The sequence below is a fragment of the Tersicoccus phoenicis genome, from assembly GCF_001968835.1.
In the GTDB taxonomy this organism is placed as follows: domain Bacteria; phylum Actinomycetota; class Actinomycetes; order Actinomycetales; family Micrococcaceae; genus Tersicoccus; species Tersicoccus phoenicis.
Window position 1 is genome coordinate 25,027 of the sequence record NZ_MRDE01000063.1, and the last position, 12,443, is coordinate 37,469.

Consider the following 12,443-nt stretch of genomic DNA (forward strand, 5'->3'; position numbering starts at 1 on the left):
CGCGCGCTGCCGGCTCAGACCACGGTCAGCACGATCGTTGACCCCTCGGGAGCGGTGCCGCCGCCGGCCGGGTCCTGTGCCCGGACGGTGCCGAAGAACCCGCCGAGCACCTCGCGTACCTCGACCCGGAAACCCGTCGTCTCCAGCCGCCGACGCGCCTGGTCGACCTGGGTGCCGATCAGATCGGGCACCTCGACCATGCGGGGGCCCTTCGACAGGGTGAGGTTGACCGTCGACCCCCGCGGGGCCTGCCCACCGGCGGGTGCCTGCGCCGTGACCGAGCCCTCCGGCACCGTGCCACTGAACACGCGGGCGGGCGCGAGCGCGACGAGGAGCCCCGCGTCGGCCAGCCGCTGCCGCGCCTGCCGCTCCGGTGAACCGGTGACGTCGGGGACGTCCACGGGCTGGCGTCCCCGGGAGACCACGAGGTTCACGCCCGAGCCGGCCCGGCGCTGCGCGTCCGCGGCCGGCAGCTGACTGAGCACCCGGCCGGCGGCGACCGTCTCGCTCCAGGCGCCGCTGACGGTGCCGACGTCGAGTCGTGCGCCCGTGAGGGTGGCCCGGGCCTCCTCGGTCGTCCGCCCGACCACCCCGGGAACCGCATACAGTGTGGGCCCGGCCGAGACCAGCAGCGTGACCGGCTGGAACCGGCGGATCGGCGTGGCGGCGGCGGGGTCCGTGTCGATCACCGTGCCGATGGCCGCGACCTCGTCGTTGACCCGCCGTACCGTGCCGGCCAGGCCGAGTTCGGCGAGCGACCGCTCCGCCGCTGCGAGGGTGCGGGTCCGCACGTCCGGGACGGCGACGGCGACCCCGGGGCCGTAGCCGAAGAACCAGGCCAGCAACCCGGCGACGAGGGCGACGAGCAGGGCGAGCACCACCAGCAGGACGCCGCGCCGGCGGGCGTGTCCCCGGTGCAGTGAGACGGGGGCGGTGCCGCCGCGGGTCGGCCGTGGGAGGGGAGCGCCGGCGTGGCCGGGGCGGACCGTCGACGTGTCGGCCGCGGCGCGTTCGGGCGCCCCGGTAACCACGCCGGGGCCGGAGATCGCCGTGGTCGCCGCGAGGGGTCCGATCACCTCGGTGCGGTCGCCTCCGGGAATCCCCGCGGGCATGCCGCGCGGGGGGCGGTCCGGCCGCTCCGGCAGGACCGTCCGTTCGGTGTCCCGGGCGGCGGACGCGGCCAGTGCGGGACTCGGAGCCAGCAGACCGGCGTCGGGCGCGCTCGGGCCGGCCTGATCCAGGTCCTCGTCCGTCATGGTGCTCTGGATGTGCCGCAGTTCCTCGAGCAGGGCGTGCGCGTGCACCGGCCGGTTGTCCGGGTCGGTCGCGGCGCACCACTGCACCAGTTCGTCCAGATCCGGGGACAGGCCGGGCACCAGCCGGGACGGCGGGGGGACCACCGAGTTGACGTGCGCGTAGGCGACCTGCACGGCGCTCGCACCGGTGAACGGCTGTCGGCCGGTGAGCAGTTCGTACAGCAGCACGCCGACGGAGTAGAGGTCGCTGCGCGCGTCCGTCGGATCACCGAGCACCACCTCGGGGGCGATGTAGGCGACGGTGCCGAGCAGCGTGGTCGAGTTGGTCGGGGCCGTGATGGCACGGACCAGGCCGAAGTCCGCCACCTTGACCCGGCCGTCGTGCCCGATCAAAACGTTCTCCGGCTTCACGTCGCGGTGGATGAGGCCGGCGTCGTGCGCTGCCGCGAGGCCGTCGATCACGGGATCGATCAGGGCCAGAGCGTGCCGCGGTGTCAGTCGACCGCGCTGGTCGAGCACCTGCCGGAGCGTCTGCCCGGGCACGTACTCCATCACGAGGTAGACGACGTCGTCGTCGGCCCCGCGGTCCTGCACCTGGACGACGTGAGGGTGGTTGAGGCGGGCGGCGGCCCGGGCCTCGCGGATGAACCGGTCGAGGAAGTCGGGATCAGCCGTCAGGTGGTCGGCCATCACCTTGACCGCCACCTCGCGGTCCAGGCGTCCGTCCACGGCGAGGTAGACGGTGGACATGCCTCCGCGCGCCAGCCGCTCGACGATCTCGTAGCGCTGGTCGATCACCCGGCCCACCAGCCGGTCGGGTACGCGGTGCTGCACCCGACGATCCTACGGCGCGTGGGCGGGGCACCCCGGCGCAACACTCGCACCGGGGCGCACCACGGGTAGGTCGGGTCGGTACCGGGAACCTGCCCGGCCACGGGCCTGCGGTCAGCCGAACCGCTTCATGTGCGCCTTGACGCTGTTCACGTAGGCACGGGTGTCGGCGAAGAATCCGTACCGGCTGACCGATCCCTGCCCCTGGTAGTAGGAGCCGATCGCATGATCCAGGTTCGGGCTGGACCGCACCAGGGCACGGATGATGGCCACGCCGGCCGTGGCGTTGTCGTACGGATTCAGCAGGTTCAGCGGCCGGCCGACCAGTTGGGACGCCCACGTCCCGGACGAGGGGATCACCTGCATCACGCCGATGGCGTTGGCCGGGGACACGGCGGTGGCCGAGAAACCCGACTCTTGATACGCGAAAGCCATCGCCAGGGCCGGGTTCACGCCCATCGACCGCGCGGTGCTGGCGACGATCTGCTGCATCTGCGCTGGATTGGGCAACCGGGAAGCGAGCAGTGCCGCCTTGTTGCGGTTGGCATCGGCCACGACGGTCGTCGGGTAGGTGTAGTGCAGGAACGTGCTCGGCACCAGCTCCGGTGTGGCCTTCCGCGGCGTGGCGGCCGGCGTGACCGTGACCCCTCGTCCCGGGATGGTCAGCCGGCGGCCCGGGTAGATGATGGTCGAGACGGACATCCGGTTGGCGCTCAGCAGGGCCGGCAAGGACACCCCGTGCCGGGCGGCGATCGCGCCGAGGGTGTCTCCGCTGCGGATCGTGTACGAACCGCCGGTGGCGGTCGGACGGGCGGTGCTGACGGCCACCCGCGGGGCGGCCGAACGCAGGGCGGCCGAACCGGAGAGCCGGAGGTTCTGACCCGGATAGATGATCGAGGTCATCGTCAGCCCGTTGGCGGTGAGCACGGACGACAGGCTCACGCCGTGCCGGGCCGCGATGGCGGACAGCGTGTCACCGGAGCGCACGACGTACGAACCGGACCTGGTCACCGGGGTGGCAGCCGGTCGGGGTGTCGCCGGTCGAGACGCAGCAGCGGGTCGGGGGGCGGGCCGGGCCGGCGCGCTCACCGCGCCGGTCAGGCGAAGTACCTGGCCGGGATGGATGATGCTGGCCCCGGTCAGCCGGTTGAGGGCCAGGACGGACGTCGGGTTCAGGCCGTACCGGGTCGCGATGGCCCAGACGCTGTCGCCTCGCTTGACGGTGTATCGGGCCGGCACGGCCCGGGCCGGCACCTGCAGGGCGGGGGCACCGAGCAGCGGAGTCTGAGCGCCGGCCGGTGCGTGCGCCGGTGCGGCGACGGCGGGGGCGGCGACGGCGAGCGAGGTGAGCATCACGGCCGGCACGGTGGCGGCGGTGACGGCGGCACCGAGAACGCGGCGGCCCGGCGCGGCCGCGTGCCGAGTGGTGTCCGGTGACGCGCCGCAGGGCAGGGCGGACGAGGGGCTAGCAGACATAGGTCGACCTCACGGATCGTGGGCACCCCCGACCGGAACCAGCCTCGCGCGCCCCCAGTCGGCGTGGTGAGGGTGGTTCCGGTGGTGAAGGTGTTGCGAATGAGACAGCTGTGAATGTACCCGAGATTCGCCATATCACAAACCGATCTCGTCGCTTCGGATTGTGCGGCGTGAGATATACCGTGTCGCAACCCTCAGGGCGCCCGCCTCCGACCGTCCCTCCGCAACCTGCTGATCGGAGCACTCCGACGTGGCGCGTGGGCGCCGTCCGTGGCACGCTGACACCGTGGACACGCATGATGCGAGCCCGATCACGGGCACGAACGCAACGCCGGAATCCGACTCCCTGACCGACCTCGTGGGTGACTGGCTGCCCCTGCCCGACGCCGCCGAGCGACTCGATCTGCAGGTCACGAAGGTGCATCGGTTGATCGACGACGGGACCCTGCTCGCCCTCCGGGTGGGTGAGCCTCCGGTACGCAGCGTCCCGGCCGCATTCCTGACCGAGGACGGGCCGGTGGACAGTCTGCGGGGCACGATCAGCGTGCTGCGCGACGCGGGATTCAGCGACGACGAGGCGCTGCGCTGGCTCTTCACCTTCGACGAGTCGCTGCCCGGCCGTCCGATCGACGCGCTGCGCACCGGCCGCAAGACCGAGATCCGCCGTCGGGCGCAGGCGCTCGCCTGGTGACGTCGTGGGACCGTCCGTCCGCCGAGGTCAGGCCTGACGACTGACCGCGCGGCCGGCCAGCTCGGTCAGGGCCGCGCGGACCGGGACCGGCGCCGGCAGCAGCCCGATCGCCGTCACCGCCCGCCGATGAAGATCCTCGATGAGCTGCTCGGTGCGGCGCAGTGCGCCGGAGTCGATCAGGATCGTGCGGAGCCGCTCGATGGTGGCCGAGTCGAGATCCGGTCTCCCGAGCTGGGCGCTGAGCCAGGCGGCCTCGTCCGCCGGCGCCTGCTGGAGGGCGAAGCCGATCAGGACGGTGCGCTTGCCCTCGCGCAGGTCGTCGCCCGCGGGCTTGCCGGTCAGCGCCGGGTCACCGAAGACGCCGAGGACGTCGTCGCGCAACTGGAACGCTTCGCCCAGGGGCAGTCCGGTCGCGCTGAGCGCGTCGATGAGGTCCGCCTCCGCGCCGGCCAGGGCGGCACCGAGCACGAGCGGACGCTCCACCGAGTACCGGGCCGACTTGTACGACGAGATGGTCCGGGCGCGGGCCACGGCTTCGGCGGGCTCCCGGCTCGGTCCGGCCACCTCCTCCAGGACGTCGAGGTACTGGCCCGTCAGCACCTGCATGCGCATCTGGTCGAACACGAGGCGGGCGCGCGTGCCGCTCGCGGCGGCGGCACCGAGTGAGCCGAACACCTGCTCGCTGAAACTCAAGCACAGGTCGCCGGTCAGCACCGCCGCGGAGGTTCCGAAGTGGGTGCCGTCCAGGGCCCAGCCGTGCTCCGCGTGCAGGGCCTCGAATCGGCGGTGCACGCTCGGCATCGAACGGCGTGTGTCCGACCGGTCGATGATGTCGTCGTGGATCAGGGCGGCGGTCTGGAAGAGCTCGAGCGCGACGCCGGCCTGCACGATGTCGACCGTCGCCGGGGTGTCCACGGCCGCGTGGCCCCAGTAGCACAGGGTGGCGCGCATCCGCTTTCCGCCCCGGCTCAGGCTCGCGATCGCGTCGACCAGGTGCCGACCGTCGGGGGAGATGGCGGCCAGGTTCTCGACCTCGCCGCGCAAGAACGCGGCGAGAGCGGCGTCGACGGCTGCCACGAAGGCCCGGTCGTCGGCCGGGACGGTGTGACCCGGGCGTACCGGTGCGGACATGCGGGCTCCTCGGGTCGGGGGTCTGCGGTCGGTGCCAGTCTAGGGTCGGGTCGGCTGCCACCACGGGCACGCGGCGGCACCGGAACGTCGGTAGCGGCTCCTAACATGGGACTGTGGCGGTGCAGGAGCGAGGACGGGCGGGTGCGTCCACGCGTGGCAGCGTCATCCTGCACGTGGACATGGACGCCTTCTACGTCTCGGTCGAGGAGCTCGACGATCCGTCCCTTCGGGGCCGGGAAGTGCTGGTCGCCCACCACTCGCCACGCTCGGTGGTGCTCTCCGCGTCGTACGAGGCCCGCGCGTACGGGGTCCGGTCGGCGATGCCGGTCGGCGCCGCCCTGCGGCTGTGCCCGCAGGTGCGGATCGTCGAACCGTCCATGGAGAAGTACCGCCGGATGTCGACGGCGGTGATGGGGGTCTTCACCCAGATGACTGATCTGGTGGAGCAGGTCAGCGTGGACGAGGCCTTTCTCGACGTCGGTGGCGCCGTCCGCCGGCTCGGGGAGCCACTGCAGATCGGGCGGCTGTTGCGCGAGCGGATCCGCCGCGAACTCGGTCTCCCCGCGACGGTCGGCATCGCCGGTTCGAAGTTCGTCGCCAAGATCGCGTCCACCCGGGCGAAGCCCGACGGCCTGCTCGTGATCCCCGCCGAGCACACCGTGGCGTTCCTGCATTCGCTGCCGGTGACGGCGCTGTGGGGCGTGGGGGAGAAGACCCGGCGGGTGCTGGCACGGGCGGGCATCTCCACGGTGGCGCAGCTGGCAGCGACGCCGGTCGGGACGATGCGGCGAATGCTCGGTGCGACCGGCGAGCACGTCCACCGGCTCGCCTGGGGAATCGACCCCCGTCCCGTCACTCCGGTCCGGATCGAGAAAAGCATCGGTGCCGAGGAGACCTTCGCCGAGGACGTGGCGGACGATGTGCGCCTGGAGGCCGAACTGCTCCGGTTGGCGCATCGCACCGCGGCCCGGCTGCGGGGCGCGGGGCTGCGGTCCCGCACGGTGTCCCTCAAGCTCCGCTACGCCGACTTCACCACGCTCACCCGCTCGCACTCGATGGCTGAGGGTGTCGACAGCGCGGCGCGGCTGCACGCGGTCGCCGTCGCGCTGCTTCGTGCCCTGGGACCGCGGCCGATGGCTGTTCGCCTGATCGGTCTGCGGACGGAATCGCTGACCGGGGAGACCGGGGCCGCCGAACAATTGAGCATCGATCGGCGCGAGAACAACTGGCGCCGCGCCGAACGCACCCTCGACGACGTGCACCGTCGCTTCGGTGCAGCCGCCGTCGGACCGGCGCGACTGATGGGCGGGCAGGCACGCCCGCCGGCATCGGGAGACGGCGCGCCGAACGGACTCGGAGGGTGAGGATCTCGCGGCGGAGCGACTCACCGAATGGCGCTGACGGACCCGGGCGACGACTGGTGGAGCGGATATCCCCACGGGGCGTCCGACGGCTTCCCATCGTCTTCGACGGGCCTCTATTCTGGACGTGGACACACCGTTCTGACTGCACCGCCCGACCGCGACGGCGTGGTATGGACGACTCGCCGGACCCACCCCGCGACCGCTCGATATCCGAGTGAAAACGGGAACACAAACCGTGCGAGAATCGTTCTCCAGACCAGGAGTCGGAGAGTTTTCCTCACGGGGCCCAAGCAACGGGCGCGGGGATCCTTCAGGTCGGACCGAGGGCAAGGAGGCAGTGATGCCACTGTCGGAGCACGAGCAGCGCCTGCTCGAGCAACTGGAACAACAGTTGCACAATGAAGATCCCAAACTGGCCAGCACGCTCGGGTCCGGAACGAATCGGTCGTTGGCCGCCCGGCACGTCGTGCTCGGTTCCCTCGTGGCCGTGATCGGCGTCCTCGTCCTGTTGTTCGGCATCTCCTCGCAGATCATCGTGCTCGGCGTCCTTGGATTCGTGATCATGGGCGGCGGCATCTACTGGGCGTCCGCACGGCACACCCGTGGCCGGCCGAACGGAGCGGGCCGCGGCGGCGACAACTCCGGTCCGCACCGCAGTGCCTTCATGACGTCGCTCGAGAATCGCTGGGACGAGCGCCGACGCGACGAGTCCTGAAATCGGTTCGCCAGACTCGCGTCACCAGCGTGAAGCGAGCCTGATCGTCGTACGACCGGCGCGATGTTCTCGGCGTGATGCGATCGTCTGACCGGCACCGCCGATAGATCGTCTGACCGGCACCGCCGATAGACCGGCGCCCGGCGGACGCCTCGTCCTGCCTTCCCGCCGATGCCTTCCGCTGTTGCGTGGTGCCTGCTCTCCAGCGACACCGCCCTCTCCCAGCATCCGGTCCCGCGACACGCCCAATGTCGACGGGAAAGGAGCGCTGCATCCCGAGTGAATCGACCGGGTCGTGAGATCGGACGCGGAGTGGGGTTGCCGTCCGGCGAGCCAGTGATCCATCCTTTCCCGCCGAAAGCGCCGCCTTCTCCCGCTGAGGGCCCCCTCCATTTCCCTCCACCACCGGATGGCGAGCGCCTGCACACCGACCGGCACGGCCGATGCCCAGCGGCGTGTCCGCGTCTCGGCTGGGCAAAGGGACGGGGTCTGTGGCGAATCACCGGCGGGGCATGTTCCGGTCGATGACGCCCGTAAACGGCCAAGCGGGCTGACAGTGGAGCACCGCCGGCGTTGACAGTGGTGAAGTGTGGAGTAAAGTGGAGGGCAGTAGAGGATCGTGGAGGCACGCTTGGGGGTGTGAGGTGTTCCTGGGAACGCATTCACCCCGTCTCGACGAGAAGGGCCGCCTCATCCTGCCGGCCAAGTTCCGCGAGGAACTGGCGGAGGGGCTGGTACTCACCCGAGGGCAGGAACGGTGCCTCTACGTGTTCAGCCAGAAGGAGTTCGAACGGGTCCACGACCAGATGCGACAAGCTCCCATCTCGTCGCGCCAGGTCCGGGACTACATCCGGGTCTTTCTCTCCGGCGCCTCCGACGAGGTGCCGGACAAGCAGGGGAGGGTGACCATCCCTGTGGCGCTGCGTGACTACGCGGGGCTGGACCGGGAACTGGCCGTCATCGGGGCAGGGACCCGTGCCGAGATCTGGGACGCCCAGGCGTGGGGCGAGTACTTGACGGAGAAGGAGAACGCCTTCTCCGAGACCGACGAGGACGCCCTGCCGGGCATCCTCTGAGGCCGCGATGACCACCGGGACCATGCAACGCGCCGGGAGCGCTGTGGTGGGATCTCCAGCCGCCCGTCCGACCGACCTGACTCACCTTCCCCGGAGTCAGGCAGGCAAGGGCAGGCGCGGATGGGGATCCGGCTGCACCGACATCCCGGCGCGTCGCGCGCGTGCGTCCCGGTTCTTGGTCCCGCAGGATGCGATTCTTGATCAGGACATGACGACGTCGGACCTTCCCCGCTCGCGGAGCTGGTTCGACACGGCCGCGGCACGGCATCCCGGCCGCAGGGATGGTGCGCGGCACGAGGTGGGGCGAGGTGGAATGACCGGGCAGACGCCGGCGTCGATGCGGCACACACCCGTACTGCTGAGCCGTACTCTCGACCTCCTGGCCCCCGCCCTGGCGCACGCGGGTGCGGTGGCGCTCGACGCGACCCTGGGCATGGGCGGTCACAGCGAAGCGATGCTCTCCCGGTTCCCGCACCTGCACCTGGTCGGCGTCGACCGGGATCCGCAGGCCCTCGGGCTGGCCGGTGAACGGCTCGCCCGTTTCGGTGGGCGGGTCACGCTGATCAAAGCCGTCTACGACGAGGTTCCTGCCGTCCTGGCGCGGGCCGGCGTCGATCACCTCGACGGGGTGCTCTACGATCTCGGTGTCTCCTCCCTGCAGTTGGACGAGACCGAACGGGGCTTCGCCTACGCACACGACGCGCCGCTGGACATGCGGATGGACACCACCTCCGGCATCACCGCTCGCGAGCTGGTCAACACCGCGGACGAGGCCGACCTCGTGCGGATCATCCGCCGCTGGGGCGAGGAGAAGTTCGCGGGGCGGATCGCCCGCGCCATCGTCGCTGCCCGTACCGTGGGTGAGCTCGCGACCACCGGGCAGCTGGTGGAGGTGATCCGCTCGGCTGTGCCCGCGGCCGCCGCCCGGACCGGCGGTCACCCCGCCAAGCGAACCTTCCAGGCGCTGCGGATCGCGGTCAACGACGAACTCGACGTGCTGGAGCGGGCCATCCCCGCCGCTCTCGGTGCGCTCGATCTGCACGGGCGGATCGTGGTCCTCTCCTACCACTCGCTCGAGGATGGGATCGCCAAGCGGGAACTGGCGGCAGCGTCGCGTTCCAGTGCGCCGCGCGGGTTCCCGGTGGAACTGCCCGAGCACCAGCCCCACTTTCGCCTGCTCACCAAGGGCACCGAGACCCCGTCCGAGCAGGAGGTCGCCGCCAACCCCCGCGCCGCCTCGGCTCGGCTTCGCGCCGCCGAACGCATCGCCGAACGCCCGGCCGCCCGCCACGCAGACCGCCACACAGGCCGCCACACGGACCGCCACACAGACCGCCGCACAGACAGGAGCGGCGCATGAGTGCCGTCACCAGCCAGCCCGACGCACCCGCGGCGCCCGAGGCACGACCGGCGCGGACGGAACCTCGACGCCGCACCGCCCTTTCGGTCGTCCCTGCCGGACCCAGCCGTCGGCGTACCCCGTTCGTGGTGTTCTGCTTCCTCGTCCTGGCGTCCGCGCTGGTAGCGGTCCTGGTCCTGAACGTCACCATGTCCGGGGGACAGTACACGCTGATCGAACTGCGTAACGAGCAGACCGCGCTGACCGAGCAGAACCAGGCGCTCACGGCCCAGGTGGAGAACAACGTGGCACCGCAGAACCTGGCCGCGAAGGCGGCGAAGGCGGGCATGGTGCCGGCGCCCGCGCCCGGGTACATCAACCTCGACCGGCTCAGCGTCTCCGGCAACCCGACCGCCGCCGTGAAGAAGGACGCACCCAAGGTGCAGATTCCCGCTCCGGCGGTCCCCGGCGCGCCGTCACCGGCGACAACGGACGCCAGGGTCGATGATGGGAAGAAGGGCGTGAAGTCGTCCGGCACGAAGGATCCGGTCCGGCCCCGACCGGTCGATCTGTACGGCGGCACCATCGAGGCGCCGCAGCAGAAGGGCCGCTGACCCGCCATACCCGCGACACCTTGCGGCCGGCGAGGGGCAGGGACCGGTCGCCGACTCGACCGGCGTGGCAGCACAGAGAACGACAGAGGAACGGCACACGGCCAGTCATCCGTGAGCGCCGGTCCGCAACGATGGGACGAGCGTGGCAACAGGCAGGAAGACGACACCTGGACGGACTCGCGACGGAGCGGCGACTCAGGCGGTGATCGGCCGACGGCTGCGGATCGGGCTGGTCATGCTGCTGACGTTGCTCGTGTTGCTCGGCGGGAGGCTGTTCTGGGTGCAGGGCCTGGACCCGTCCGGACTGGCGCAGGCCGTCACCGCCAATCGCACCCGGGTGATCGAAATGCCCGCCACGCGCGGAGAGATCGTCGACGCCAACGGCAACGTCCTGGCCAAGAGCGTGCAGAGCTTCAACATCACGGTGGACCAGACCCTGTTCCAGGACTACGACCGCGCGGCCGGGGACAACGGCGCGAAGGTCCGGGTGACCCGGGATGACGCCATCACTGAACTCGCCGCCGCGCTGAGCATGGACCGCGCGAAGGTGCGGACCGCCGTCACCGGAGACAAGCGCTTCAATTACGTCGCCCGCAAGGTCAGCCCGGAGGTGCGGACCAAGGTACTCGACCTGGGCAATCCGGCCGTCTACACCGAGACCAACTCCCAGCGCGTCTACCCCTCGGGTGCCGTCGCCGGTGGCCTCGTGGGCTTCATGAGCTCCGACAACCGTGCCCTCGCGGGCCTGGAGCTGACCCAGGACAAGCAGCTGACCGGCACCGACGGTGAGCGCAAGTTCGAGATCGGCGCCAACGGCGTCCGCATCCCCAACGCCACCGCCAACGACGTTCCCGCGCGGAACGGCGACACGGTGCGGTTGACGATCAACCAGGACATCCAGTGGGTCGCGCAGCAAGCCATCGCCAACCAGGTGGCTGCGACCAAGGCGGAATGGGGCACGGCCGTCGTCGTGGAAGTCAGCACCGGCAACCTGATCGCCGTCGCGGACTCGACCACCGTGGACCCGAACAACCCGGGTGCCACCCCGGCGGACCGACGCGGTTCGCTCGCCGTCGAGGCCGCCTACGAGCCCGGCTCCACCACCAAGATGATCACCGCGTCCGGATTGATCGAGGAGAAGAAGGCCACTCCGCTCTCGCAGTACCTGCTGCCGCCGACCTACACCATCGACGGTCAGACGTTCTCCGACTCGTTCGAGCACGGTTACGAGCGGCGGACCCTGGCCGGCATTCTCGGCTGGTCCATGAACACCGGTACGGTGATGGCCGGCTCGCAGCTCTCGCGGGAACAGCGCTACGACTATCTGCGCCGCTTCGGCATCGGGCAGCCCCTGAACCTGCCCCTGCCCGGCACCAGCCAGGGCATCCTCGCGCCACCGGACCAGTGGGACGGCCGGCAACAGTACACGGTGCTGTTCGGTCAGGGCGTCTCGCAGACGCCGGTGCACACGGCGATGGCCTTCCAGACCATCGCGAACAACGGCATCCGACTGCAGCCGCGGCTGATCGATGCCTACATCGAACCGGACGGCACGGAGCGCAAGGTGCCGATCGCCCCCGGCACCCGCGTGGTCACGCAGGACACCGCCCGCCAGGTACAGCAGATCCTCGAGGGCGTGATCACCGACGGTGGGGCCAAGGACGCCCAGATGGAGGGCTACCGGATCGGAGGCAAGACCGGTACCTCCGAGAACCCCGGCCCCAACGGCGGGTTCGACGGCTTCACCGCGTCCTTCGTCGGGATAGCGCCGATGGACAACCCGCAGTACGTCGTCGGCATCGTCCTGCAGAAACCGCAGGGCAACATCTACGGCATCTCCACCGCACCGGTGTTCAAGACGATCATGAGCCAGGTGCTGAACACCTACCAGGTCCCTCCGTCGACGGGCAATCCGCCTCGCCTCCCGCTCTCCTACTGAGCGAAGAACGC

Annotated in this window: 10 protein-coding genes; 7 read left to right on the forward strand and 3 right to left on the reverse strand. The window is 70.8% G+C overall.

Annotated elements, in window-relative coordinates; translation table 11 throughout:
- Positions 1-14: 14 nt before the first annotated feature.
- Both pknB and BKD30_RS08980 read right to left on the reverse strand, forming a co-directional pair.
- On the reverse strand, positions 15-2,090 hold the full coding sequence (pknB, locus tag BKD30_RS08975) for a Stk1 family PASTA domain-containing Ser/Thr kinase (RefSeq protein WP_076704102.1): 2,076 nt from the start codon (positions 2,088-2,090) through the stop codon (positions 15-17).
- Between the two features lie 111 nt (positions 2,091-2,201).
- The gene (locus BKD30_RS08980; protein WP_076704104.1) at positions 2,202-3,563 is read right to left on the reverse strand and encodes a lytic transglycosylase domain-containing protein; all 1,362 of its coding nucleotides are present in this window, start codon (positions 3,561-3,563) and stop codon (positions 2,202-2,204) included.
- Positions 3,564-3,873: 310 nt separating this feature from the next.
- Between BKD30_RS08980 and BKD30_RS08985 the strand changes: the two genes are divergently transcribed.
- Positions 3,874-4,254 (forward strand): Rv2175c family DNA-binding protein, encoded by a 381-nt coding sequence (locus tag BKD30_RS08985; RefSeq protein WP_076704146.1) that lies wholly within the window; start codon positions 3,874-3,876, stop codon positions 4,252-4,254.
- Between the two features lie 27 nt (positions 4,255-4,281).
- Here BKD30_RS08985 and BKD30_RS08990 read toward each other — a convergent pair whose 3' ends face one another.
- Positions 4,282-5,385: a polyprenyl synthetase family protein gene (locus BKD30_RS08990; protein WP_076704105.1), complete on the reverse strand. Its 1,104-nt coding sequence runs from the start codon at positions 5,383-5,385 to the stop codon at positions 4,282-4,284.
- Positions 5,386-5,504: 119 nt separating this feature from the next.
- Here BKD30_RS08990 and dinB point away from each other — a divergent pair, with 119 nt between their 5' ends.
- From dinB to BKD30_RS09020, 6 genes are all read left to right on the forward strand, one after another.
- Positions 5,505-6,749 (forward strand): DNA polymerase IV, encoded by a 1,245-nt coding sequence (gene dinB / locus BKD30_RS08995; protein ID WP_268874377.1) that lies wholly within the window; start codon positions 5,505-5,507, stop codon positions 6,747-6,749.
- 340 nt (positions 6,750-7,089) lie between these two features.
- Positions 7,090-7,464 (forward strand): DUF3040 domain-containing protein, encoded by a 375-nt coding sequence (locus BKD30_RS09000; RefSeq protein WP_076704107.1) that lies wholly within the window; start codon positions 7,090-7,092, stop codon positions 7,462-7,464.
- Between the two features lie 644 nt (positions 7,465-8,108).
- Positions 8,109-8,540 (forward strand): division/cell wall cluster transcriptional repressor MraZ, encoded by a 432-nt coding sequence (gene mraZ, locus BKD30_RS09005; RefSeq protein ID WP_076704109.1) that lies wholly within the window; start codon positions 8,109-8,111, stop codon positions 8,538-8,540.
- Between the two features lie 313 nt (positions 8,541-8,853).
- A complete protein-coding gene (gene rsmH / locus BKD30_RS09010) occupies positions 8,854-9,900 on the forward strand; it encodes a 16S rRNA (cytosine(1402)-N(4))-methyltransferase RsmH (RefSeq protein WP_076704111.1) in 1,047 nt (348 codons plus the stop codon).
- Complete coding sequence (locus BKD30_RS09015; RefSeq protein ID WP_076704112.1) at positions 9,897-10,493, forward strand: hypothetical protein; 597 nt, start codon at positions 9,897-9,899, stop codon at positions 10,491-10,493. The genes rsmH and BKD30_RS09015 overlap by 4 nt, the downstream gene beginning before the upstream one ends.
- A gap of 202 nt (positions 10,494-10,695) precedes the next feature.
- Positions 10,696-12,432: a peptidoglycan D,D-transpeptidase FtsI family protein gene (locus tag BKD30_RS09020; RefSeq protein ID WP_076704114.1), complete on the forward strand. Its 1,737-nt coding sequence runs from the start codon at positions 10,696-10,698 to the stop codon at positions 12,430-12,432.
- Positions 12,433-12,443: the final 11 nt, after the last annotated feature.

Excerpts from the sequence above, each read along its gene's own strand:
- BKD30_RS09015 (WP_076704112.1), top strand. The coding sequence starts at position 9,897 with ATGAGTGCCGTCACCAGCCAGCCCGACGCACCCGCGGCGCCCGAGGCA.
- BKD30_RS08990 (WP_076704105.1), bottom strand. The coding sequence starts at position 5,385 with ATGTCCGCACCGGTACGCCCGGGTCACACCGTCCCGGCCGACGACCGG.
- BKD30_RS08980 (WP_076704104.1), bottom strand. The coding sequence starts at position 3,563 with ATGTCTGCTAGCCCCTCGTCCGCCCTGCCCTGCGGCGCGTCACCGGAC.
- rsmH (WP_076704111.1), top strand. The coding sequence starts at position 8,854 with ATGACCGGGCAGACGCCGGCGTCGATGCGGCACACACCCGTACTGCTG.
- BKD30_RS09000 (WP_076704107.1), top strand. The coding sequence starts at position 7,090 with ATGCCACTGTCGGAGCACGAGCAGCGCCTGCTCGAGCAACTGGAACAA.